The sequence below is a fragment of the Novosphingobium sp. RL4 genome (assembly GCF_035658495.1).
GTDB lineage: Bacteria > Pseudomonadota > Alphaproteobacteria > Sphingomonadales > Sphingomonadaceae > Novosphingobium.
In genome coordinates, this window is the sequence record NZ_CP141944.1 from 2,183,498 (window position 1) to 2,206,364 (window position 22,867).

Annotated in this window: 22 protein-coding genes; 15 read left to right on the plus strand and 7 right to left on the minus strand. The window is 62.9% G+C overall.

The features are described 5' to 3' along the window. Positions 1 to 41 precede the first annotated feature (41 nt). The gene (aqpZ, locus tag U9J33_RS10605; protein WP_054438899.1) at positions 42 to 740 is read left to right on the plus strand and encodes an aquaporin Z; all 699 of its coding nucleotides are present in this window, start codon (positions 42 to 44) and stop codon (positions 738 to 740) included. A 6-nt stretch (positions 741 to 746) separates the two neighbouring features. Here the strand turns inward: aqpZ and U9J33_RS10610 are convergent, their stop codons facing one another. From U9J33_RS10610 to rph, 4 genes are read right to left on the minus strand one after another with little or no spacing between them, the layout of a single operon-like run. Beyond that, entirely contained in the window at positions 747 to 1,643 is an 897-nt protein-coding gene (locus U9J33_RS10610; protein ID WP_324695081.1) for a tyrosine recombinase XerC, read from the minus strand. Continuing rightward, positions 1,640 to 2,791 (minus strand): radical SAM family heme chaperone HemW, encoded by a 1,152-nt coding sequence (gene hemW, locus U9J33_RS10615; protein ID WP_324695083.1) that lies wholly within the window; start codon positions 2,789 to 2,791, stop codon positions 1,640 to 1,642. Before hemW ends, U9J33_RS10610 begins: the two co-directional genes overlap by 4 nt. 10 nt (positions 2,792 to 2,801) lie before the next feature. After that, positions 2,802 to 3,434, minus strand: a complete 633-nt coding sequence (gene rdgB / locus U9J33_RS10620) for an RdgB/HAM1 family non-canonical purine NTP pyrophosphatase (RefSeq protein WP_324695085.1) — start codon at positions 3,432 to 3,434, stop codon at positions 2,802 to 2,804. Then, on the minus strand, positions 3,431 to 4,147 hold the full coding sequence (gene rph / locus U9J33_RS10625) for a ribonuclease PH (RefSeq protein ID WP_054438906.1): 717 nt from the start codon (positions 4,145 to 4,147) through the stop codon (positions 3,431 to 3,433). Before rph ends, rdgB begins: the two co-directional genes overlap by 4 nt. Positions 4,148 to 4,367: 220 nt before the next feature. Here rph and hrcA point away from each other — a divergent pair, with 220 nt between their 5' ends. The 3 genes from hrcA to U9J33_RS10640 all read left to right on the plus strand — a co-directional run bounded on the left by hrcA (position 4,368) and on the right by U9J33_RS10640 (position 6,402). Then, positions 4,368 to 5,411 carry a heat-inducible transcriptional repressor HrcA gene (gene hrcA, locus U9J33_RS10630; protein WP_054438908.1) on the plus strand — a complete coding sequence of 348 codons (1,044 nt, stop codon included), beginning with the start codon at positions 4,368 to 4,370 and terminating at the stop codon, positions 5,409 to 5,411. Between the two features lie 16 nt (positions 5,412 to 5,427). Next, the gene (gene grpE / locus U9J33_RS10635; RefSeq protein WP_324695088.1) at positions 5,428 to 6,003 is read left to right on the plus strand and encodes a nucleotide exchange factor GrpE; all 576 of its coding nucleotides are present in this window, start codon (positions 5,428 to 5,430) and stop codon (positions 6,001 to 6,003) included. A 141-nt stretch (positions 6,004 to 6,144) separates the two neighbouring features. Further along, entirely contained in the window at positions 6,145 to 6,402 is a 258-nt protein-coding gene (locus U9J33_RS10640; protein WP_054438912.1) for a glycine zipper domain-containing protein, read from the plus strand. 79 nt (positions 6,403 to 6,481) lie between these two features. Here U9J33_RS10640 and U9J33_RS10645 read toward each other — a convergent pair whose 3' ends face one another. Together U9J33_RS10645 and U9J33_RS10650 are read right to left on the minus strand one after the other, a co-directional pair. After that, complete coding sequence (locus tag U9J33_RS10645; protein ID WP_324699042.1) at positions 6,482 to 6,988, minus strand: vgr related protein; 507 nt, start codon at positions 6,986 to 6,988, stop codon at positions 6,482 to 6,484. After that, positions 6,988 to 7,524 carry a copper chaperone PCu(A)C gene (locus U9J33_RS10650; RefSeq protein ID WP_324695091.1) on the minus strand — a complete coding sequence of 179 codons (537 nt, stop codon included), beginning with the start codon at positions 7,522 to 7,524 and terminating at the stop codon, positions 6,988 to 6,990. The genes U9J33_RS10645 and U9J33_RS10650 overlap by 1 nt, the downstream gene beginning before the upstream one ends. A gap of 205 nt (positions 7,525 to 7,729) precedes the next feature. Here U9J33_RS10650 and dnaK point away from each other — a divergent pair, with 205 nt between their 5' ends. Both dnaK and dnaJ read left to right on the plus strand, forming a co-directional pair. Next, positions 7,730 to 9,640: a molecular chaperone DnaK gene (dnaK, locus tag U9J33_RS10655; protein ID WP_324695093.1), complete on the plus strand. Its 1,911-nt coding sequence runs from the start codon at positions 7,730 to 7,732 to the stop codon at positions 9,638 to 9,640. An 81-nt stretch (positions 9,641 to 9,721) separates the two neighbouring features. After that, on the plus strand, positions 9,722 to 10,852 hold the full coding sequence (gene dnaJ / locus U9J33_RS10660) for a molecular chaperone DnaJ (RefSeq protein WP_324695095.1): 1,131 nt from the start codon (positions 9,722 to 9,724) through the stop codon (positions 10,850 to 10,852). 49 nt (positions 10,853 to 10,901) lie between these two features. On the opposite strand, the gene U9J33_RS10665 is transcribed toward dnaJ, so the two are convergent. After that, positions 10,902 to 13,202 (minus strand): patatin-like protein, encoded by a 2,301-nt coding sequence (locus tag U9J33_RS10665; RefSeq protein ID WP_324695097.1) that lies wholly within the window; start codon positions 13,200 to 13,202, stop codon positions 10,902 to 10,904. Positions 13,203 to 13,273: 71 nt separating this feature from the next. On the opposite strand from U9J33_RS10665, the gene radA reads away from it, so the two are divergent. From radA to U9J33_RS10710, 9 genes are all read left to right on the plus strand, one after another. Further along, complete coding sequence (gene radA / locus U9J33_RS10670; protein ID WP_185997417.1) at positions 13,274 to 14,647, plus strand: DNA repair protein RadA; 1,374 nt, start codon at positions 13,274 to 13,276, stop codon at positions 14,645 to 14,647. 10 nt (positions 14,648 to 14,657) lie between these two features. Continuing rightward, entirely contained in the window at positions 14,658 to 15,179 is a 522-nt protein-coding gene (locus U9J33_RS10675; protein WP_185997416.1) for a CvpA family protein, read from the plus strand. Continuing rightward, positions 15,179 to 15,598, plus strand: a complete 420-nt coding sequence (locus tag U9J33_RS10680; protein WP_324695100.1) for an iron-sulfur cluster assembly scaffold protein — start codon at positions 15,179 to 15,181, stop codon at positions 15,596 to 15,598. Before U9J33_RS10675 ends, U9J33_RS10680 begins: the two co-directional genes overlap by 1 nt. A 59-nt stretch (positions 15,599 to 15,657) precedes the next feature. Further along, a complete protein-coding gene (locus U9J33_RS10685; protein ID WP_324695102.1) occupies positions 15,658 to 17,286 on the plus strand; it encodes an MFS transporter in 1,629 nt (542 codons plus the stop codon). Continuing rightward, the gene (alr, locus tag U9J33_RS10690; protein WP_324699043.1) at positions 17,276 to 18,319 is read left to right on the plus strand and encodes an alanine racemase; all 1,044 of its coding nucleotides are present in this window, start codon (positions 17,276 to 17,278) and stop codon (positions 18,317 to 18,319) included. The genes U9J33_RS10685 and alr overlap by 11 nt, the downstream gene beginning before the upstream one ends. A 95-nt stretch (positions 18,320 to 18,414) precedes the next feature. Next, on the plus strand, positions 18,415 to 18,972 hold the full coding sequence (gene phaR / locus U9J33_RS10695) for a polyhydroxyalkanoate synthesis repressor PhaR (protein ID WP_054438930.1): 558 nt from the start codon (positions 18,415 to 18,417) through the stop codon (positions 18,970 to 18,972). A gap of 53 nt (positions 18,973 to 19,025) precedes the next feature. Further along, a complete protein-coding gene (proS, locus tag U9J33_RS10700; RefSeq protein WP_420719838.1) occupies positions 19,026 to 20,609 on the plus strand; it encodes a proline--tRNA ligase in 1,584 nt (527 codons plus the stop codon). An 18-nt stretch (positions 20,610 to 20,627) separates the two neighbouring features. Next, the gene (locus U9J33_RS10705; RefSeq protein ID WP_132468796.1) at positions 20,628 to 21,212 is read left to right on the plus strand and encodes a DUF805 domain-containing protein; all 585 of its coding nucleotides are present in this window, start codon (positions 20,628 to 20,630) and stop codon (positions 21,210 to 21,212) included. 40 nt (positions 21,213 to 21,252) lie between these two features. Then, positions 21,253 to 22,593 (plus strand): M20/M25/M40 family metallo-hydrolase, encoded by a 1,341-nt coding sequence (locus tag U9J33_RS10710; RefSeq protein ID WP_324695108.1) that lies wholly within the window; start codon positions 21,253 to 21,255, stop codon positions 22,591 to 22,593. The last annotated feature ends 274 nt before the right edge of the window (positions 22,594 to 22,867 follow it).

Here is a 22,867-nt window from a genome sequence, read left to right on the forward strand (position 1 = left end):
TGGAGTACCCATGGCGCGCAACCATTTGGGGAGCAGGCGTTATGTCGAAGCGACTGGCAGCGGAATTCTTCGGTACATTCTGGCTCGTCTTCGGAGGCTGCGGTTCGGCCGTTCTTGCAGCAGCCTTTCCGGAGCTTGGCATCGGCTTTGCCGGTGTCGCCCTGGCTTTCGGCCTTACGGTCGTGACCATGGCCTATGCAGTGGGCAGCATATCCGGCGGGCATTTCAACCCGGCGGTTTCCTTCGGCATGGCGATCGGCGGCCGACTGGACTGGAAAGACCTCGTTCCCTACTGGATTTCGCAGGTTCTCGGCGCGATCGTGGCGGCGGGCGCACTTTACGCGATCGCCTCGGGCAAGGCGGGCTGGACGCCCGAAGGCTTTGCGACGAACGGCTATGGCGCGCTTTCGCCCGGTGGCTATGCGCTTCATTCGGCGCTGCTGATCGAAACGATCCTGACGGCGGGCTTCATCATCGTCATCCTCGGGTCGACCTCGAAGATCGCTCCGGCCGGGTTCGGCCCGCTGGCGATCGGCCTGGCGCTGACGCTGATCCACCTCGTGTCGATCCCGGTAACCAATACCTCGGTCAACCCCGCCCGGTCGACCGGGGTGGCGCTCTTCGCCGAAACCGCTGCGCTGGGGCAGCTATGGGCCTTCTGGCTGGCGCCGCTGATCGGCGCGGCCATCGGCGCCCTCATCTGGCGCACGCTGCTGGCGCCTAACGAAGGCGCTCTCTAGAATGGATCAACCCTGCTCGCGCGGATGCGCATTGCGGTAGACGTCGAGCAGGGTTGCCGCATCCACCTTGGTATAGATCTGGGTCGAGCCGAGGCTGGCATGGCCGAGCAGTTCCTGGAGACTGCGCAAGTCCGCCCCGGCGCCGAGCAGGTGGGTGGCGAAACTGTGGCGCAGGGCATGGGGCGTGGCGCTGGCAGGCAGGCCAAGGGAAATGCGCGCGCGCGCGACCGCCTTCTGGACCATGCCTTGGGCAAGCGCTCCGCCCTTGGCCCCGCGGAAGATCGAACTGCCCGCTACCATCGGCCATGGACACTTGTGGATGTAGTCTGCCACGCCATCGCGCACGATCGGCAGCAAGGGCACCATGCGCTGCTTGCCGCCCTTGCCGGTCACCATCAGGGTCTCGCCCAGGGGCAGGGCGCTGCCTTCGATCGACAGGGCCTCGGCAATGCGCAGGCCCGCGCCGTAGAGCAGGAGCAGGACCGCGCGGTCCCGCGCGCCGATCCACGGCTCGCGCGCGTCTTCCTCCACCGTGGCGGCGAGATTGACGGCTTCGTCCGGCGCGACCGGGCGCGGCAGGCCTTTCTTGAGGCGCGGCCCCCTGAGCCGCGGCGGCGCGGCATGGGCCACGCCCATCTGTTCCCGGGCGAAGGCGAGGAAGCTCTTCAGTGCGGAAAGTTCGCGCGCGGCCGAAGCGTTGCCGATGCCCTGTTCGCGCCGGTCGGCAAGGTGAAGACGCAGCTCCGCCGCTTCGAGCCGGGCCAGGGTATTCCAGTCCTCCGCCCCGGTCCGGTCGATCAGGCGGGCCGCGGTCGCGAGATAGGCGCGCAAGGTATGGGGGCTGCGGCGCCGCGCGTTGCCGAGGTGATTGCCCCAGGTTTCGAGCAGGTCCGCCTTGGTCAAGGTTCGACGAGGTCTTCGGGCACGATTTCGCCCAGCAAGCCGTCAAGCAACGGCATTCCCGATTCGGTGACGTGCAGCCGCAAGCCGCTGCGCCGGATCAGCCCCTGCTTCTCGTAGAATGCGGCCTTGGCGGGATCGCAAAGCTGCGCCGCGTCCAGCCCGAACCGCGCGGACATCGCGCCAAGGTCCACGCCTTCGCGCAGGCGCAGGCCCATCAGCATGGCCTCGCTCGCCTGCTCGCGGCGGCCGAGTTCGCGGCTCTCGTTGATGCCGTGCGCGGCGCGGTCGATGGCTTCAAGCCAGTTTTCGGGCTTGCGGTGGCGGGTGGTGGCCACCCCGCCGCGCCGGCCATGAGCGCCCGGGCCGATGCCGCAATAGTCCTGATAGCGCCAGTAGGTCAGGTTATGGCGGCTTTCCTCGCCGGGGCGGGCGTGATTGCTGATCTCGTAGGCGGGCAGGCCGGCACCAGCGGTCATCTCGCGGGTGAGGGCGAACATGTCGGCGCAGGCGTCCTCGTCCAGCGGCTCGAATTCATGCTGGCGAACCATGGTCGCGAACTTGGTGCCCGGCTCGATGGTCAGCTGGTAGAGCGAGAGGTGTCCGGTGCCGAAGGACAGGGCATGGGACAGTTCGGCATGCCACTGGTCCGGCGTCTGGCCGGGGCGGGCGTAGATCAGGTCGAAACTGACGCGCTCAAAGCGTTTCTGTGCCACTTCAAGCGCTTTCAGTCCCTCTTGCGCATCGTGAAGACGGCCAAGAAACCGCAGAGTTGCGTTGTCCAGCGCCTGAAGGCCGAGCGAGACCCGGTTTACACCGGCATCGGCAAGCGCCGCATAATTGCCGGCCTCGACGGAGGAAGGATTGCCTTCCAGCGTGATCTCGATTCCATCCGCGAAACCCCAGAGTTTCTGCGCCTCGTCAAGCAGCCGCGCAACGAGGGCAGGGGGCATCAGCGAGGGCGTGCCCCCGCCGAAGAAGATCGAATCGAGCGGTTCCCCGCCTGCCACCGCATGCTCATGCCGCATGTCGGCCAGCAGCCCCGCCTCCCAGCGCGCGATCTCGACCCGCTCGCGGACATGGCTGTTGAAGTCGCAGTAGGGACACTTTGCGAGGCAGAACGGCCAGTGGATGTACAGCGCGCGGGCCATGATCGGCAGATTAGCTCGGGAACTGCTCCGCGACCAGCTTGGCGAAAGCATCGGCGCGGTGGCTGATCTCGTGCTTCTTTTCAGGCGCGATTTCGGCAAAGGTCTGGTCGAGGCCGTCCGGCACGAAACAGGGGTCGTAGCCGAAACCCAACTTTCCGCGCGGAGGCCACGTGAAAGTCCCGTTGGAGCGGCCTTCGTAGACCGCTTCATCGCCGTTCGGCCAAGCGATCGCGAGGACGCAGGAGAACCAGCACGAACGGTCGGCTTCAGGGCCCTGTTCGCAAAGGAGGCCTTCAACCTTGCCCATCGCCATGAACCAGTCCCGGCCGGGTTCGCCCTCGAACCACTGCCGTTCGGCCCAGTCGGCGGTGTAGACGCCGGGCTTTCCGCCCAGCGCCGTTACCGACATGCCGCTATCGTCAGCCAGCGCAGGAAGCTGCGCGGCTTTCGCGGCGGCATGGGCCTTGAGCAGTGCGTTCTCGACGAACGTCGTGCCGGTCTCCTCGGGCTCGGGCAGGCCGAGTTCCCCGGCGGAAACGCACTCGATCCCGTAAGGGGCGAGCAGGGCGCCGATTTCCCTCAGCTTGCCCGCATTGTGCGTGGCAATGACGAGGCGTTCGCCCTGGAGACGGCGATTGCTCAACGGCCGACTGCCTTGGCCTGGGCGGCGAAGATCTGGTCGCAGCCGATGCGGGCGAGGCGAAGCAGGCGCAGGAGGCCTTCCTCGTCATAAGTCGCGCCTTCGGCAGTGGCCTGTGCCTCGGCGATCTTGCCGCCCTCGATCAGCACGAAGTTGGCGTCGGCATCGGCGGCGCTGTCCTCGATATAGTCGAGATCGAGCACCGGGGTGCCGTTGCAGATGCCGCAGGAAATGGCGGCAACACGGGCCTGGATCGGGTCTTCCTTGATCTTGCCGTCCGCCATCAGCTTGTCGACGGCAAGACGCAGCGCAACCCACGCGCCCGAGATCGAGGCGGTGCGGGTGCCACCGTCCGCCTGAAGCACGTCGCAGTCGAGCACGATCTGGCGTTCGCCGAGCTTCTTCATGTCGACCACGGCGCGAAGGCTGCGGCCGATGAGGCGCTGGATTTCCTGCGTGCGGCCGGACTGCTTGCCCTTGGCCGCTTCGCGGCTACCGCGGGTATGCGTTGCGCGGGGCAGCATCGAATATTCGGCCGTTACCCAGCCTTCGCCCTTGCCGCGAAGGAACGGCGGCACCTTCTCTTCGACGGAGGCGGTGACGAGGACGCGGGTATCACCGAAGGAAATCAGCACCGAACCTTCGGCGTGCTTGGTGAAACCGGTCTGGATATCGATGGTGCGCATCTCGTCGGGCGTACGGCCGGAAGGTCGCATGGAGGTTCCTTTGGTCTAGTTCGGATCGTCGATTACCCGCGCCCCCTAGAGCATTTTCAAGTCAGGTGGAAACACCTGACGGTTCGGAAAATGCGACAAACGGTAAACTTGCATTTTCAAGTCAGGTGGAAACACCTGACGGCTCGGAAAATGCGACAATCGGGAAACAGGCTGCGCATTGTGCTTGAGGCTGCAATCCCAATCCCTAGATTGAAGGTACATGCCGACGACGCCCATCAATGAACTGACCGCCCGCGCGCGGGAGATTTTCCGCCTAGTCGTGGAGGGCTATCTGGCGACCGGAACCCCGGTCGGATCCAAGGTATTGGCGGGGCCGGGCGGGGTGCAGTTGTCTTCGGCGTCGATCCGCTCGGTTCTGGCAGACCTCGAATCGCTTGGACTTCTGGCCGCGCCGCACACCAGCGCCGGACGCCTGCCGACCGAGGCCGGGCTTCGGTTGTTCGTGGACGGCATCATGCAGGTGGCCGAGCCCACCGCCGAGGAACGCATGGCGATCGAGAGCCGAATCGCCGCACCCGGCCCGATCGAGGCCGCGCTCGAAGCGACCAGTTCCCTGTTGTCGAACCTTACTTCCGGAGCTGGCGTCGTGATGGTGCCGCGCCGCGAGCCGCGCCTGATGCACTTGCAACTCGTTCCGCTGGCTGCGGGGCGAGCGCTGGCAGTGCTGGTGGGAGAAGATGGCGCTGTAGAGAACCGCATCGTCGAATTTCCCGCGATATTGCCGCCGGGCGCTTTGGAGGAAGCTTCGAACTACATTTCGTCGCACCTCGCTGGCCGTACGCTGAGCGAGGCCGCAAGGGCGATGCGCGCCGATATCGCCACCGGCAAATCCGCCCTGGATTCGGCGAGCCGCGATCTCGTGGAGCGGGGGCTTGCGGTGTGGAGCGAGGATGCCATGGCGCGCCCGGTGCTGATCGTGCGCGGACAGGCCAACCTTCTCGACGAGACCGCGCTGGTCGATCTCGAACGGGTGCGTTCGTTGCTTGACGATCTCGAGAACAAGCAATCCGTGGCCGAACTCCTCGACCTTGCCCGCGAAGCCGAATCGACCCGTATCTTCATCGGTTCCGAGAACCGTCTTTTCGCTCTGTCGGGCTCGTCCGTGATCGCCTCGCCTTATCGCGACCGCGAAGGCCGCGTGGTGGGCGTCGTGGGGGTAATCGGGCCGACTCGGTTGAATTATGCGCGCGTCGTCCCCATGGTGGACTTCACCGCCCAGAGCCTGGGCAAGCTCATCGGATAGTTGGAACAACAGAATAATGACTGACGACAAGACCCAGCCGCCAGAGGGTCAAACTGTAGATCCCGCGATCGCGGAAGAACTGAAGGGCGTGCCCGAAGACATGATCGACAGTGGTAAGGACAGCGGTGAAATCGCGAAGCTTCGCGAGGAAATCGAAGTCGCCAAGCAGGACGCGCTCTATGCGCGCGCCGAGACACAGAACGTGCGTCGCCGTCTCGAAAAGGACATTGCGGACACGCGCGCCTATGCGGCGACCGGTTTTGCCCGCGATATCCTTTCGGTTGCGGACAATCTGACGCGGGCGCTCTCGGCGATCCCCGCCGAACTGCGCGAGGACGAGAAGCTGAAGAGCCTGGTCGCCGGTATCGAGGCCACTGGCCGTGAGATCGAAAAGGCGTTCACGAACCACGGCATCAGCCGCATCGCGGCGATGGGCCTGCCGCTAGACCCCAACCAGCATCAGGCGATGATCGAGATTCCCTCGGCCGACGCGGAACCCGGCACTGTCGTGCAGGAGCTCCAGGCGGGCTACATGATCAAGGATCGCCTCCTGCGCCCGGCCATGGTCGCCGTCGCAAAGAAGCCTGACTGATCCTTTCGCGCCCCGCCTGCCGTCAAGTCCCGCAGGGACGAACGGGGGCGGGGCGTCGATGTTTGACGGGGCGACATGGAACCCGTCCGCGCCGGAGCCGTTGAGCAGGTAGACAAACCTGACTTTCAGCGGAGAGATTCCATGCGCAAGCTCATACTTCCCATCCTCGCCGCCGGGGCATTCAGCATCGCCGGTTGCGCCAGCAACTACGCGGGCGAAGGCGCCCTTGCCGGTGGCGCTCTCGGCGCGGGTGTCGGTGCCATTACCGGCGGCGACGTTGGCACCGGCGCGGCCATCGGTGCAGCGGCAGGCGCTGTTGCGGGCTCGACAGCAAAGAAGCACGACGGTTGCTACCGCTACGACCGCCGCGGGAACCGTTATTGGGACCGCGATTGCTGAAAACTTCGGGTCATCCAACGAAAAGAGCGCGCGGAACGTTCCGCGCGCTCTTTTCGTTGGCACACTTTTGGTTTCGGGCTCAGGCAGAAAACGGAAGAATTCCGCGATAGCTGGCCAGTGGCGGCGCGCCCGGAATTTGCCAGCCTCGTTCGAGCATGAAGACATGGCGCACGATTTCCGCCTGCTGTTCGATCCCGTACCTGGCGAGCGTCCAGCCCGGTCGCAGCGCATAATCGTAGCGGCAGAAGGGGTGGCGCATCAGTGGAAGATACCATCGACCTCGTTGTTGCGCCTGCCAGACATGCGTGATTTCGTGAATGAAGAGGCCCTGCATCCCAATCGGCGCGTCTGAAAAATCATCGCGATAGAGGTCCGAGGCGCCGGCGAAATGGATATGGCCGCAAGGCGCCATCGCCACATTGGCGGGCTGGAAAGGAAACCACCGCCTGCGCCGGATGCGCACGGGCCTGCAGTCCACCGCTTCTCCGAATATCGAGCGCACTAGCGCCGTTTCGCCGGCGGTCAGCTTGCGCTCTCCTCCGGGTGGGCAGGGGCTGTCCGGGAGCGCGAGTGGAAGGCCCGCGATCAGTGGTTCATCCCCGGCATGTCTCCGCCTCCGGGCATGTCCCCGCCCATCGTTTCCACCCGCAAGGGCATCGACAGCTTGTCTCCATCGGAGAAGGTGAGGGTGAGTTCAGCGGTTCCGCTGGATTTCACGCTTTCGCCGATGTCGAACGCCATGACGTGAAGGCCGCCGGGTGCAAATTCGACCTGTGCACCGGGTGCGATTTCAAGCGAATCGACAGCCGCCATGCTGCCGCCGTCGGTCTTGTGCATCTGGGCGCTGCCTGCCCCCGTGACGTGTACGCCGATAAGCTTCACGGCGGCCGGACCATCGTTGCGCACAGAGAAGTAGACCGCGCCCGGGCGGCCGCTTACCACGGGAAGGACCAGGTGCCCGTCGCTTGCGCTGATGCCCGGCTTTGCCGTTGGGCCGACAGCGCCTTCAGCCGACTGTGTGGCGGTTTCCTGCGACGTTGGGGCTTCGCCCTGCTGGCAGGCGGCGAGCACGAAAAGCAGGGCGGGGGCACTGGCAAGGGTCAGCAAACGAAGCGGCTTCACGGCAGGTTGATCCTCTCGGGCAGGCTCATGACGGGGCACTGAAAATTTCCCCGGCGTAATGCCATCGAGACAGACTTGTTCCAAGCGAAACCACACCTATATGCCGGTGCGACGACTTGAACGTCATCGAGCCGTGCAAGCCGCCTTGCCTTATGGAGGGAGGCGATCCGCATGGTGTCATCCACTGACGTGAGGAATGGGGATAATGGCAAAAGTAATTGGTATCGACCTTGGCACCACCAACAGCTGCGTCGCCGTCATGGACGGCGGCAAGCCCAAGGTAATCGAAAATTCAGAAGGCGCCCGCACGACGCCCTCGATCGTCGCTTTCACCAAGGATGGTGAGCGCCTGATCGGGCAGCCGGCAAAGCGCCAGGCCGTGACCAACGGCGACAACACGATTTTTGCGGTAAAGCGCCTCATCGGCCGCCGCTTCGACGATCCGGTGACCAAGAAGGACACCGAGCTGGTTCCGTACCACATCGTCAAGGGCAAGAACGGTGACGCCTGGGTCCAGGCCGGCGGCGAAGACTACAGCCCGTCGCAGATCTCGGCCTTCACTCTGCAGAAGATGAAGGAAACCGCCGAATCGTACCTCGGCGAGACCGTGACGCAGGCCGTCATCACCGTGCCCGCCTACTTCAACGACGCACAGCGCCAGGCGACCAAGGACGCCGGCCAGATCGCCGGTCTGGAAGTGCTGCGCATCATCAACGAACCGACCGCGGCTGCACTGGCCTACGGCCTCGACAAGCAGGACGGCAAGACGATCGCCGTTTATGACCTTGGCGGAGGTACCTTCGACGTTTCGATCCTCGAAATCGGCGACGGCGTGTTCGAAGTGAAGTCGACCAACGGCGACACGTTCCTGGGCGGTGAAGACTTCGACACCAAGCTGGTTGAATGGCTGGCCGACAAGTTCAAGGCCAAGGAAGGCATGGACCTGCGCAGCGACAAGCTCGCCCTGCAGCGCCTGAAGGAAGCGGCCGAGAAGGCGAAGATCGAACTGTCGTCCACCGCGACGACCGAGGTCAACCTGCCCTTCATCACCGCACGCATGGAAGGCGGCGCCACGACCCCGCTGCATCTCGTGGAGACGATCACCCGCGCCGACCTTGAAAAGATGGTTGCGGACCTCATTCAGCGCACGCTCGAGCCCTGCAAGAAGGCTCTGGCTGACGCCGGCGTCTCGGCCAAGGACATCGACGATGTCGTGCTGGTTGGCGGTATGACCCGCATGCCCAAGGTCCGTGAAGTCGTGAAGGACTTCTTCGGCAAGGATCCGCACACCGGCGTGAACCCTGACGAAGTCGTCGCCATGGGCGCCGCGATCCAGGCCGGCGTGCTTCAGGGCGACGTCAAGGACGTGCTGCTGCTGGACGTGACCCCGCTGTCGCTGGGTATCGAGACGCTGGGCGGCATCATGACCAAGATGATCGACCGTAACACGACGATCCCGACCAAGAAGAGCCAGGTCTACTCTACCGCCGAGGACAACCAGCAGGCGGTGACCATCCGCGTGTTCCAGGGCGAGCGCGAGATGGCGCAGGACAACAAGATGCTCGGCCAGTTCGACCTGGTGGGCATTCCGGCCGCGCGCCGGGGCGTGCCGCAGATCGAAGTCACTTTCGACATCGACGCGAACGGCATCGTCAACGTTTCGGCCAAGGACAAGGGCACTGGCAAGGAGCAGCAGATCCGCATCCAGGCATCGGGCGGTCTGTCGGACAACGACATCGACCAGATGGTCAAGGATGCCGAGAAGTTTGCCGAGGAGGACAAGAAGCGTCGCGAGGCTGCCGAGGCCAAGAACAACGCCGACAGCCTCGTCCATGCGACCGAGCAGCAGATCGTCGAACATGGCGACAAGATCGACGCCGGCCTGAAGGCGGAAGTCGAAGCGGCCATCGCCGCGACCAAGGCCGCGATCGAAGGCGGTGAGCCCGCCGAGATCACTGCCAAGTCGCAGGCTCTGACCGAAGTCGCGATGAAGATGGGTCAGGCCATCTACGAGAAGGAGCAGGCCTCTGCCGCTTCTCCGGAAGCCGCTCCGGCCGGTGGTGACGACGATGTCGTCGACGCCGAATTCTCGGAAGTCGACGAAAACAAGGGCTGATCGGTCCTCATGACAAGCGTGGCCGCCATCGTTACCGGACGTAACGGTGGCGGCCAGGTCGCACGCGGGGAATAACGAGACGTGTCAGCTACCGAAATCGACTATTACGAACTGCTTGAAGTAGAGCGCAGCGCCGACGACAAGACTATCAAGTCGTCATATCGCCGGCTCGCGATGCGCTATCATCCCGACAAGAATCCGGGGTGCGACGATTCCGAAGCGCGCTTCAAGCAGATCAGCGAGGCATACGATTGCCTCAAGGACCCCCAGAAGCGGGCTGCCTACGACCGTTATGGTCATGCGGCGTTCCAGCAGGGAATGGGCGGTGGCGGTCATGCCGGTGGCGCCGAGTTCGGCGACATCGGAGACATCTTCGAATCCATCTTCGGCAGTGCCTTCGGTGGCGGCGGTCGGCAGCAGGCGCGTCGCGGCGCCGATCTGCGCTATGACATGGAAGTCAGCCTCGACGAGGCGTTCCATGGCAAGCAGACCGAAATCACCATCGAAGTGTCGCAGAGCTGTGAGCCTTGCGGCGGTTCTGGCGCCGAACCGGGCACAGGCAAGCGCGCGTGCAACATGTGCGCGGGCCACGGCAAGGTTCGTGCCCAGCAGGGCTTCTTCGTGGTGGAGCGCACTTGCCCGACCTGTCACGGCCGGGGCGAAGTGATCGAGAAGCCATGCCGCTCCTGCGGCGGTGAAGGGCGCGTGGACAAGCCGCAGACCTTGCAGGTCGACATCCCGCCAGGAGTCGATTCGGGCACGCGCATTCGCTTGTCCGGCAAAGGCGAGGCCGGGCCTTTCGGCGCGCCTCCCGGAGATCTCTACATCTTCCTGCACGTCAAGCGTCACCGGGTGTTCGAGCGAGACGGAACGACACTGCTCACACGCGTACCGATCACCTTCACTACGGCAGCACTTGGTGGGTCGATCGAGATTCCGAACATCGACGGTGATCCGATCACGATCGATATTCCCGCGGGCATCCAGTCAGGCAAGCAACTGCGCAAGCGCGGTGCAGGCATGCCGGTGCTTCAGGGGCGCGGCCGCGGCGATCTCGTCGTCGAGATCAGCGTGGAAACACCGACCAAGCTCTCCGCTCGCCAGAAGGAATTGCTGCGCGAGCTTCAGGCAACCGAAACCGGCGATGAATGCCCGCAGTCCAAGGGCTTCTTCGACCGGATCAAGGAAGCCTGGAACGATCTGACCGAATGAGGTTCATATCGTCGTCCCGGACCTCTTCCGGGACGACGATGTGGTTCCTCTAGCCGCCCCGCAAAACATCTTCGCGAAGGTCGCGAAGCAGCGCCGGATCGGCGGTCAACCTGTTCTTTTCCTCATCAAGCACTGCAAGGAAGGCGTCCCGCTTGAATGCGGCCATTTCGCCCTGTGAGAGTGCATGTTCGCCTTCAAGTGAGGAGGCGATCAGGTCGACCATACGCTCCGCACCGTGGAGCCTTCCCCACAAGTAGTCGTTCTCGCGGTAGGCGCGGCTGAAAAAGGCGCCGAAGTTGTAGAATTCGGTTCCGCGCAGCACCGGCCCCTTGCGGATCATGTGGCAATCCTCGGGCGAGATGCGGTCGACGCGAACCGGGTCGAACTCGGTCAGCCCTTCGCCGCGCAGCAGCGGCAGGGTTACAGTATCGTAGAACGGGAATCCCAGATAGGCGAGCAGCACGCGCCGGCGCAGAGCTTGGGGCATGTCGGCCAGTGCCTCGGCCAGCATGACATCTACCCGTGCATCGATCTCGACCAGGTTTCGAGCTTTCCAGACGTGATCGACCACGGCTGCAGGGTCCGCAAAGACACCGGCGGCCAGTGCTGGAAAATCTTCTCCCAGTGCAGCGGCGGGCTCTCGGTCGAGATAGAGCGCAAGCGCGGCGTAAATCGCTTCGCGCGCCTTGTCCCGCTCGGCCTCGGTTACGCTGGCTTCCTGCTGCCATTCCTGCGTGACGCGGCGTGCCAGAAGCCGCAGGCGGCGCACCCTGAAGGCGAGATCGTGACTGCGGAAGAACCCGATCATTCCCGGAGAACCGTCTCCCTTGAGGCCTTCGATCCGATCCAGCCCGCTGAGCGTGAAATGATCGTGCAGACGCTGGACGACAGGTTGGCTGGACGACAGGCCAAGGTCGGGCGCCGCCTCGTGAACCAGTCGCGCCAATGTCGCGACAATGCCCGAGAACTTGACCTGAACGTAGCCGTGATAGGCGAAACCGGCCTGTTCGAGGGCGGCGAGCTGTGCCTTGTTGCGCCACGCCGCGAGCCGCTTCGGGGTGGGCCGGTCTAGGAAGAAGGTATTGCCGAACAGGCGATCTACCGTTTCCTCGATTTCGGGCCGCAGGGCGAGGATGATGGTGCGCATCGTCGCCATCTCCTGCGACTGGCGCTCGAGCGCTTCGAGGTTGTCGCGGATAGGCTGTTCGCGCGGAATCGAGGAAAGCGAGCCGAAGATCGTCGAGAAAAAACCGGGCGCCGTCTTTTGTCGGCGTATCGAGGCGCCGATACGATCGGGCGTGGGATCTATGTAGACGAAGCGTCGGTCCACTTCTCGCGTTGCCGGACGATCGCGCAGCACGGCCATGGCATCGGCGAACGGTGCATTGTTGAGTACGGAGCCGTCGATCAGTGCGACCTTGTCGAGATCTCCGCGCAGGCTGTGCTCTGGCATGATGCGACGGAAGAACGCCTCGCGATCCGGCCACTCAAGGCTCAGTTCGGACACGAGATTGTCGATTTCCTCGATCTGCAGAGGCGGGAACGCGCCGGGAAAGCTAGCGGTCGAACGCGAGGCTAGCAGGAGCTCCGGCATGGGGGCGAGATTTGCCGAGCCCGACAAAGCCTCGAACCCGATAGTCAGTCGGTGTTCGCTTTCGAGCACCAGCTCGGGGGAATGGAGCCTCAGGGTTTCGAGGTGGCCCTTGAAGTCGGTGGCGGTGACGAACAGATTGATCGGGTGTCCGTGTGGAAGGAGCGCAGGTCCCGCGTTTGCGCGTTCCATCGCCGAAAAAGCGCCCGCCAGCAATCGTGACAGGCCGATACCGCTGAAGGGGGGCTCGAACCAGCGTGATCGGATCAGGCGCGAGAGTTTCTCGCGTACTTCTTCCCGTGTTTCCGGCGCTACGCTGGTGCTCACCGCGTTGCCGGGGCGGTGCAACAGGTAGGATACGATCGGTCTGGCCCAGAACTTGGTCGCCTGCGACCGTGCGCGCGCTTCGGGATCGAGCAGCACATCGATATCGGCATTTTCCAGCCAGAGTTCGGTCAGCGGCTCGAGCGACTGGCCTGAATGGATCGCCTGGGAAAGGAACACGCTGTTGATCCCGCCCGCGCTCGCGCCGGCGACGATATCCGTCAGCACCCGTAGTCGCAGGTTGCTTCCTTCTTCCAGCCGCTGCAGCAATCGTCGGTAGACGCGGGCGGTTCCTTCGGGAGCTTCTTCGCCCGCCCAGAACGCGCGGCTTGCCTGAAGGGTCTTCCACAACTCCTTGGTAACGCCGTGCATGTAGACGGCCAGACTGATACCACCGTAGCAGACCAGCGCGATCCGCAGTTCCTTTTGCCGCATGGCTCCATGTTGGCGGCATATTGGAAGAAAGGCAATTGCGTTCTCATTCCGTTCCAGATACCCGGAACCTCATGGCAAAGCCCAAACGTCGATATGTCTGCCAGTCCTGCGGGGGAGTTTCCAGCCGCTGGCAAGGCCAATGCGCCGATTGCGGCGAGTGGAACACATTGGTCGAGGATGCGCCGCAAACGGTGTTTTCGTCCAAGCATGATCTGTCTTCGGGCGGCCGTCCGATCCAGTTCACGCCGCTCGATGCCCCCGGCGAACTGCCCAAACGCCGCGCGAGTGGATATGCGGAATTCGACAGGGCTCTGGGCGGAGGTCTTGTCCCGGGCTCCGCCATCCTGATGGGCGGCGATCCGGGCATCGGCAAGTCGACGCTGTTGCTTCAGGCTTCCGCGCATATCGCAAACTCGGGTGGCAGCGTCGTCTATGTAAGTGGTGAAGAGGCGGCAGGGCAGGTCCGGCTGCGGGCGGAGCGGCTTGGCCTATCGAAATCCCCGATCCTGCTGGCTTCGGCAACTTCGGTACGGGACATTCTCACCACGCTGGGCATGATGGATGCGCCAGCCCTGCTGGTCATCGATTCGATCCAGACCATGCATTCCGATTCGATAGAGGGCGCTCCCGGCACAGTCAGCCAGGTGCGCGGCTGCGCGTTCGAATTGATCCGGTACGCCAAGGAAAACGACGTCACGCTCGTGCTGGTCGGTCACGTTACCAAGGATGGTTCAATCGCCGGTCCGCGCGTCCTTGAGCACATGGTCGACGTGGTAATGAGCTTCGAGGGTGAGCGTAGCCATCAGTACAGGATCCTGCGCAGCCTGAAGAACCGGTTCGGCCCGGTCGATGAGATCGGGGTCTTTGCCATGGAAGGGGCGGGTCTGACCGAAGTCGGCAATCCTTCCATGTTGTTCCTGTCCGGTCGCGATCAGGAAATGCCCGGGAGCGCGGTTTTCGCTGCCATGGAAGGCACGCGGCCTGTGCTGGTCGAAATCCAGGCGCTGATCGTGCGACTCCAGAGCGGGGCGACTCCGCGGCGTGCGGTAGTGGGGTGGGATTCGGGACGCATGGCGATGCTGCTTGCGGTTCTGGAAGCGCGCTGCGGGCTCAACTTTTCCAGTGCCGAAGTCTATCTGAACGTCGCCGGCGGCTATCGGCTTGCCGATCCGGCCGCCGATCTGGCCGTGGCTGCGGCGCTTGTTTCGGCACTGGGCGATCGCCCGCTACCGAAGAATGCCGTCTGGTTCGGCGAGGTTTCGCTGGCAGGAGAAATCCGGCCGGTTTCCCATTCATCTATCCGTCAGCGCGAATCGGCCAAGCTTGGATTCGGGCGCGCGATAGGTCCGGCAGGCGGTGCAAAAGCGGAATCCGCCAAGGACATCGACTTCACCGGACTTGCGATGCTGCCCAATCTCGTTGACCGTATCCTGGGGGATGCCTAGTTCGTAGCTTATGACCGGTTTCGATATTGCTGTTCTGGTGTTTGTCGGCGTGGGGGCCGCCACCGGGTTTCTTCGTGGTTTCGTGCAAGAGATACTGGCGCTGGGCGCCTGGGTCTTTGCGGTGTTTGCCATCCGCGCTTTCCATGAGCCGGTGTCGCTCCTGCTCGAGCCCTATTCCGGCACGGGATCGGCGACACCCGTCCTGGCATTCGCGCTTCTGCTGCTGGTTCCGTTCTTTGCCGTAAAGCTGATCGCAGGCTGGGCAGGCAAGCGGAGCCGCGCGTCGGTGCTTGGCCCGATCGATCGCGTGCTGGGTTTCGGTTTCGGGGCGGTGAAGGGCATGATTATCGTGGTTCTCGCGTTTTCGGTGCTGGTGCTTGGTTATGACACGATCTGGGGTGCAGGCGGCCGGCCGGACTGGATAAAGCAGGCGCGAACCTATCCGTTCGTCAACGCGAGTAGCGAAGCGCTCGTCAAGATGATTGCCGAACGCCGACACGAAGCCGCAGCAAGCGAAGCGGCAGACAATTGATGTCGACGGCAGTGCTCTATACGCCAGAAGTCCTGGGGCTAGCCGTTCAATTGGCGGGCCACCCCTGGGACGAAGCACTGTCGCTGAAGGCAGAGGCGCGCTCGCAAAGCTGCGGCAGCACGATCGCGCTGGGTCTCGACCTGGACGCTGAAGGCAGGATCGTGCACGTGGGGGTCCGCAGCCAGGCCTGCGCGATCGGACAGGCTGCCGCTGCAATTTTTTCAGACGCTGCAATCGGCCGGACTTCTGCACAAGTGCATGATGCGGCTGCGAAAATTACACGGTGGTTGGCGGGTGAGGAAGGTCTTCCCGATTGGCCCGGCTTTGTTTTGATCGCTGCTGCGCGTGATTATCCGGCACGCCATGGTGCGGTCATGCTCCCTTGGAAGGCGGCGACGCAGGTTCTTCCCATCGGCTGAAAGCGCGGTTAGATCGCGTTGACGGATCTCGAAATCGGGACCGGCGGGGGAAGATCGAAATGGCAGAGGTAGCACCTGGGAAACCGGTTCAGCCGAGCGTGTCCGACATCAGGCTGGTAATAGCCGCGTCCTCGATGGGCACGGTTTTCGAGTGGTACGATTTTTTCATTTACGGCACGCTTGCTGCGGTTATCGGCAAGACCTTCTTTCCTTCCGGCAATGCGACTTTGGAGACCCTGTTGGTCTGGGCCGGCTTCGCCGTGGGCTTCGGGTTCCGGCCGCTTGGTGCGATCCTGTTCGGATATCTCGGCGACAAGTTGGGTCGCAAGTACACGTTTCTCGTGACGGTCACACTGATGGGCGTGGCGACAGCCGGCGTGGGCCTTATTCCCTCCGCCGATGCCATAGGCTGGGCGGCTCCTGCGATTATCCTGGTGCTCCGCGTGCTGCAGGGGCTCGCACTCGGCGGGGAATATGGGGGCGCCGCGATCTACGTGTCCGAGCATTCGCCGCCGAACAGGCGCGGGTTCTACACCGGCTTCATTCAGGCCAGCGTCGTCGGAGGTTTCGTGCTGAGCCTGATCGTGGTGCTTGGCTGTAAATCGGTCATGAGCCCAGCCCTATGGGAGGCGTGGGGCTGGCGCCTGCCATTCATCCTCAGCCTCGCATTACTGGCGATATCGCTCTGGATGCGCCTCAAGCTATCGGAAAGCCCGGTCTTCAAGGCGATGCGGGCGCAGGGCGAAATTTCCGGTAACCCCTTTATCGAAAGTCTCACTTACCCCGGTAACAGGAAGCGGATTTTCATCGCTCTCTTCGGGATCGCCGCCGGACTGACCGTGATCTGGTATACCGCGATGTTCTCCGCTCTGAGCTTCCTCAAGGGAGCCATGCGCATGGAGGACAGGCCGGCGGAACTGATCGTTGGTGCGTCCGCGGCGCTGGGCATGGTCTTCTTCGTAATATTCGGCAGCCTGTCTGACCGTATCGGTCGCAGGAAGCCGATCATATGGGGCTATGCCCTGACCTTGCTCCTGCTGTTTCCCGCTTTCTGGTTGATCGGGAGTCATTCCAATCCCCAGCTTGCGCATGCGGCTCGGGAGGCGCCGGTCTTCGTTGTCGGGCCTGACTGCAGCTACAATCCCTTCGATATCGAGCAGAAGTCGAACTGCGGGAAATTGCTTGGAGATCTCGCCGGAGCGGGCGTGACCTATCGCCTGTCCGCCGCGCCGGAGCTTGTCTTGCAGGTCGGCGGCAAGGCGCTTCCGCTCGAAACCTATCCGTGGGGCGACAGGAAAGGCCGAGGCGCTGTCCTGCAGGGATGGCTGCGCGAGGCGGGCTACGATTTCGCCAAAGTCACACCAGGCGCGCGAGATGCCGTGACGATCGGAGTTGTGCTAATCGTGCTGATGGCCTTGTCCGGTGCCACTTACGGTCCGGTAGCGGCCCTGCTTTCGGAAATGTTTCCGCCGCGCATCCGGTACAGTTCGATGTCCATCCCCTATCACATCGGGACGGGCTACTTTGGCGGTTTCCTTCCGCTGATTTCCAGCTACATGGTCGCGAGCAGCGGCAACCCCTATCAGGGTCTCTGGTATACGTGGGGTGTTGTCGCGATGGCCCTCGTCGTCTCGCTGTGGGGGCTGCGAGGCGGCCCTCCGCGCGATTATGGTGACGATGCTTCCTGAAGTTCCTGCTTCCGCCCTCCGCCTCTCCTTTGATGGGGAGGCCCTGAAATCAAACTGGCAAGCGCTGGACCGTCTTTCGGGAAGTGCACTGGCAGGGGCGGCGGTGAAGGCCAACGGTTATGGTCTTGGCGCGCGCGAAGTCGTGCCGGTCCTGCGGGAGGCTGGTTGTCAGGATTTCTTCGTAGCTCATTGGGGTGAAGCCGCCGATCTGCTCGACTGTATCGGCTCTGCCGGTCTTTCCGTTCTGCACGGCCCGCTTAGTGCAGGGGATGCCGCCTTTGCCCGTGCAACAGGAACGGTTCCGGTGATCAATTCGATTGCGCAGGCCCGGCGCTGGATCGAATGCGGCGGTGGGCGTTGCCATTTGATGGTGGACACCGGGATGAACCGTCTCGGCGTTTCGCTTTCCGAACTGGGTGACGAGGCGGTCGAAGCGCTGGATGTCGACATCGTGCTATCGCATCTCGCATCGGCCGAGGAAGAAAGCGATCTTAACGAACGGCAGCGGCTTCGCTGGCGGCAGGCGCTCGGACAAGTGCGTCATGAACGCGCCAGCCTTGCCAACAGCGCCGGGATTGCACTTGGCAGCGCTTACCACGGGGACATCACGCGGCCGGGAATCGCGCTTTACGGCGGCGTGCCACGGGCGGAGATGGCGGACGATCTCAGGCAGGTGGTCCTGCCGGAAGCGGCCATCCTTCAGGTGCGTTCGGTCTCCGCCGGAGAAACGATCGGCTATAATGCTACGTATGAGGTTACCTCCCCCATGCGCGTGGGAACCGTCGCGCTGGGTTATGCCGACGGCTATCTGCGGTGCTGGTCGGACAGGGGTGTGTTCCGCGCCGGGGGACACGTATTGCCAGTGCTCGGCAGGGTCAGCATGGACATGACCGTAATCGATCTGACCCATGCTCCTGAACTGGGAGAGGGCGATTGGGTCTCCGCAGACTATGCACTTCCCGAGGCTGCTGCAAAGACGGGATTGTCGCAATACGAACTGCTCACGCTTTTGGGGCGCAGGTTCGGTCGCTAACGCGATTAACCCGGAGTTTTGCTGCGCAGCAATTTGTGTTGCGTTGCGACAACACCGGGTGGTAACATGTTGTCATTCTGGACTGGGGATTGGCAATGGCTGAAACGGCGTCGCAGGACGACAACACGGTAATCATAAAAAAGTACGCAAACCGTCGTCTCTACAATACACGTTCCTCGAGCTACATCACGCTCGATCATCTTGCGAAGATGACCCGTGAAGGTGTCGATTACAAAGTGCTCGATGCCAAGAGCGGTACCGACATTACGCACACGATCCTCACGCAGATCATCATGGAGGAGGAATCCAACGGAGAGCAGATGCTTCCGGTGAATTTCCTTCGCGAACTTATCAGCATGTACGGCAATTCGATGCAGTCGCTGGTTCCGCACTATCTCGAAGCTTCGATGGACAACTTCCGGGCCAATCAGACGAAGCTCCACAAGGCTTTCGAGGACAGCCTCGGCAACAACCCGTTGGCGAAGCTGGCCGAACAGAACATGGCGATGTTCAAGGCCGCCGCCGCCGCGTTCATGCCGGGAGCGGAAAAGCCCGAGCCCAAAGCCCCTCCAGCCGGAGAGGCAGGCGATCTTTCGGCACTGCGCGATCAGATGGCCGAAATCCAGAAGAGGCTTGACGCGCTGGGCAAATAAGGGTCTGCGCATGGTCCTTCGCGGCGCGAACAAGGCGCCGCGAATTGCCTTGAATGCAACGGATGGTCCGTCGCATCGCAGATCAGGAAGAAGCAATCGTGTCCGCCATTCGTCACGCCCTCTCGACCAAGCGCGAGGACGACTTCGCCCAGTGGTATCAGGAAGTCATTTCCGAGGCCGAAATGGCCGAGGAATCGGGCGTTCGCGGATGCATGGTGATCAAGCCGTGGGGCTACGGTATCTGGGAGCGCATCCAGCGCCTGATGGATGACCGCATCAAGGCTGCCGGCGTCACGAACTGCTACTTCCCGCTGTTCATTCCGCTTTCGTACTTCGCCAAGGAAGCCGAGCACGTCGAAGGCTTTGCGAAGGAAATGGCGATTGTCACTCACCATCGCCTCGTCGGTGACGGCAAGGGCGGCCTTGTGCCCGATCCCGAAGCGAAGCTGGAAGAACCGCTGATTGTCCGCCCGACTTCGGAGACGGTGATCGGCGCTGCCATGGCGCGTTGGGTGCAGTCCTGGCGCGACCTGCCGCTCATGGTCAACCAGTGGGCCAACGTCGTACGCTGGGAAATGCGCACCCGCATGTTCCTGCGGACGAGCGAATTCCTTTGGCAGGAAGGGCACACTGCCCACGCCGACCGTGACGATGCCATGATCGAGACGCTGCGTGCGCTCGAGATGTATCGCGACTTTGCCGAGAACGAGCTGGCCATGCCGGTGATCGCGGGCGAAAAGCCTGAGAATGAACGCTTCCCCGGCGCGGTCGCGACTTACTCGATCGAAGCCATGATGCAGGATGGCAAGGCGCTTCAGGCGGGCACCTCGCACTACCTGGGGACGGGCTTCGCCGAAGCGGCAGGCATTCAGTATCAGGACAAGGAAGGCACCCAGCAGTACGCGCATACGACGAGCTGGGGCACTTCCACGCGCATGGTCGGCGGTGTCATCATGACGCACGGCGACGATGATGGTCTTCGCGTGCCGCCGATGATCGCGCCGCACCAGATCGTCATCCTGCCGATGCTGCGCGACAACGACGAAGACGCAGCATTGCTCGCTTACTGCGAGGAACTCCGCAAGGCGCTCGTCACGCAATTCGCACTTGGGGAACCGCTGCGCGTCCTGCTCGACAAGCGTCCGGGCAAGGCGACCCAGAAGCGTTGGGCCTGGGTCAAGAAGGGCGTTCCGCTCATCCTCGAGATCGGCGGCCGCGATGCTGCCGGCGGGCAGGTCTCGATGCTGCGCCGCAACAAGCTCTGGAACGAGGCGGCCAAGGCTAACTTTGCTGCCATGGCGAAGGAAGATTTCATCGCCCGCGCGGCCACAGAAATCGAGGATATCCAGACCTCGCTCTTCGCCGAGGCGAAGGGCAAGCTCGATGCGAACATCTCGCGCGCTGCGAGCTTCGACGAACTTGCTTCCTTCTTCTCGGAAGGCAAGCGTTATCCGGGCTGGGTCGAGGTCGAATGGTCGCGGCCGACCGGTGCCGAACTCGAAGCCGTGGTGCATAAGCTGAAGGCGCTGAAGCTCACCATCCGCAACACCCCGCTGGACGCTGCGCCGGTCACTGGCCCTTGCGTATTCTCCGGAGAGCCGGCGGTCGAGCGGATCTACGTCGCAAGGTCCTACTGATCTGAAGGGGAAGAGGGCGTGCTGGGATCGATCAAGTACAACCTGTCGAACCTGTTGAACTTCAGGGGACGTGATGCCCGCCAGACGTTCTGGCTCTACGTCCTCTTCCTCGTCGTCATCCAGTATCTCGTCGGCATGGTCATGGCCATGCCGATGATGGGTGGAATGATGAAAGGCGCTTTCAGCGCCGCTCAACAAGGTGCCACTGCGGCCGACATGCAGGTCCGCCTGATGGCCCAGATGGCCGGTTACATGAGGACGTCGATGACGGTGTCCTCCATCGTTTCGGTTCTGGCCGGCCTCCTGCTGATGGCCGCTTTCGCCCGCCGCCTGCACGATTCCGGGAGGCCGGGCTGGATATCGGTTCTGACGTTCCTGCTCTCACTCTCTTCGAAGGCGATTGTCTGGTCGAAAATGAACGAGATCGTTTCGACTATGCGCACCGTTTCGCCGGAGAATTTTGAAACGGCATTCGCGATGCAATCGAAATTGGTGGGCGCCAGCCTGCTCGGTTACGCGGCCATTTTGCTTGTCATCGTGTTCGGCGTATGGCCTTCCAGCCCAGGGACCAATCGCTACGGACCTCCGCCGGTTCGCGTCTGACCTCTTGCCAACCCGGATATCCGGCGTGACAAGCGCGTACATGAACAAGCTTCTGGCCGCGACTGCGCTTTCCGCCTCGATCATTTACGCCGTCCCCGCTTCAGCCGGTGATTCGGCCGAAGTTTCCGAAGGCCGGATGCGCGCCGATGTGGAAAAACTGGTGTCCTTCGGCACCCGCCACACGCTTTCATCGGATACCGACCCAAAGCGCGGGATCGGCGCGGCCCGGCGCTGGGCCGCCGACGAGTTCCGCAAAACCTCCAAGGCTTGTGGCGGTTGCCTCGAAGTCACCATGCCGGAAGCCATTGTGAGCGGTACGCGCATTCCGACGCCAGTCAGGATGGTGGACGTGGTTGCGATACAGCGCGGTACCGAACGGCCCAATGAAGTGGTGATCGTCCAGGCTCATATCGACAGCCGCGTGACCGATGTGATGGACATCAAGAGCGATGCACCGGGTGCCAATGACGATGCTTCAGGCACCTCGCTCGTTCTCGAGGCCGCCCGCGTGCTGTCCAGGCGAAAGTTTCCGACCACGATCGTCTACGCCGCCCTTTCGGGCGAGGAGCAGGGGCTATATGGCGGCAAGCTGCTGGCGGAGTACGCCAGAAAACAGGGCTGGACTGTCAAGGCCGTCTTCAACAACGATATCGTTGGCGGCACTCATGGTTCCGACGGCCTCGTGGATGATCGGCATGTGCGCGTGTTTTCCGAAGGGCCGCGTGCCGACGCAACGGACAAGACACGCGCTGATGCCCGCCGTTTTGGTGGTGAAAACGATAGTCCCGGCCGCAATATCTCTCGCTACATTGCCGCTCTGGCAGGAGGCGTTCAGGATGATCTCGCGGTTCGGCAGGTCTGGCGCGCCGACCGTATGGGGCGCGGCGGCGATCAGATTCCGTTCCTGGAGCAGGGAAATCCGGCGGTGAGATTCTCGGTCGCGATCGAGGATTATGACCATCAGCATCAGGACCTGCGCACCGAAAACGGCGTGAAGTTCGGCGATACCATCGATGAGATGGATTTCCCCTATCTCGCCAAGGTCACGCGCCTCAACATCGCAGGTCTGGCTGCGCTCGCCAGCGCACCCATGCCACCGGAGCCGGTGGCGGACGCCGCGGTCAAGACCTGGACCGACGTGACCTGGAAGGCAGTGGCGGGGGCTGCCGGCTATTCGGTATGGCGCCGACGCACCGATGCGCCGGAATGGGAAGCGCAGCCGTTGGTGGCGAAGACTTCGCAAACCAGCGTGAAGCTTGAAGGACTGCGCGGCGACGACTGGATACTCGGCGTAAGATCGATCGCGGCTGACGGCAGCGTCAGTCCGATTGCAGCCGCCGTTCCGGGCGGGGGTTTTACTCCGCTTGCGCAATTGCCTTGAAACGGATGTTTCAGGCATTGCCGAGGGAAGATCCGATGCGTCCAATTCGGTTGCCAATGCCTGCAATCGGGAGTGTGCTGACCGAGGATGGTGCATTCTCGGTTCGCAGCTCGCGGATAGGCTTGTTATGCAGCAGTGATGCGGGAAATTCGGGCTGAAGGGGATCTGGATGACAATCGCAAGGCCGGGGCACAACCCGGGATATATCGCAACAACTTGCCATTATCGCTTGCCAAAGCGTGGGAATATCTGGACGGCGCCGTTATCCAAGGGA

Bases quoted from the DNA above. Each gene is read 5' to 3' on its own strand.
- aqpZ (WP_054438899.1), top strand. From the start codon at position 42: ATGTCGAAGCGACTGGCAGCGGAATTCTTCGGTACATTCTGGCTCGTC.
- hemW (WP_324695083.1), bottom strand. From the start codon at position 2,791: ATGGCCCGCGCGCTGTACATCCACTGGCCGTTCTGCCTCGCAAAGTGT.
- rph (WP_054438906.1), bottom strand. From the start codon at position 4,147: ATGCGACCTTCCGGCCGTACGCCCGACGAGATGCGCACCATCGATATC.
- hrcA (WP_054438908.1), top strand. From the start codon at position 4,368: ATGCCGACGACGCCCATCAATGAACTGACCGCCCGCGCGCGGGAGATT.
- grpE (WP_324695088.1), top strand. From the start codon at position 5,428: ATGACTGACGACAAGACCCAGCCGCCAGAGGGTCAAACTGTAGATCCC.
- U9J33_RS10640 (WP_054438912.1), top strand. From the start codon at position 6,145: ATGCGCAAGCTCATACTTCCCATCCTCGCCGCCGGGGCATTCAGCATC.
- dnaK (WP_324695093.1), top strand. From the start codon at position 7,730: ATGGCAAAAGTAATTGGTATCGACCTTGGCACCACCAACAGCTGCGTC.
- U9J33_RS10665 (WP_324695097.1), bottom strand. From the start codon at position 13,202: ATGCGGCAAAAGGAACTGCGGATCGCGCTGGTCTGCTACGGTGGTATC.
- radA (WP_185997417.1), top strand. From the start codon at position 13,274: ATGGCAAAGCCCAAACGTCGATATGTCTGCCAGTCCTGCGGGGGAGTT.
- U9J33_RS10675 (WP_185997416.1), top strand. From the start codon at position 14,658: ATGACCGGTTTCGATATTGCTGTTCTGGTGTTTGTCGGCGTGGGGGCC.
- U9J33_RS10680 (WP_324695100.1), top strand. From the start codon at position 15,179: ATGTCGACGGCAGTGCTCTATACGCCAGAAGTCCTGGGGCTAGCCGTT.
- U9J33_RS10685 (WP_324695102.1), top strand. From the start codon at position 15,658: ATGGCAGAGGTAGCACCTGGGAAACCGGTTCAGCCGAGCGTGTCCGAC.
- alr (WP_324699043.1), top strand. From the start codon at position 17,276: ATGCTTCCTGAAGTTCCTGCTTCCGCCCTCCGCCTCTCCTTTGATGGG.
- phaR (WP_054438930.1), top strand. From the start codon at position 18,415: ATGGCTGAAACGGCGTCGCAGGACGACAACACGGTAATCATAAAAAAG.
- proS (WP_420719838.1), top strand. From the start codon at position 19,026: ATGCAACGGATGGTCCGTCGCATCGCAGATCAGGAAGAAGCAATCGTG.
- U9J33_RS10710 (WP_324695108.1), top strand. From the start codon at position 21,253: ATGAACAAGCTTCTGGCCGCGACTGCGCTTTCCGCCTCGATCATTTAC.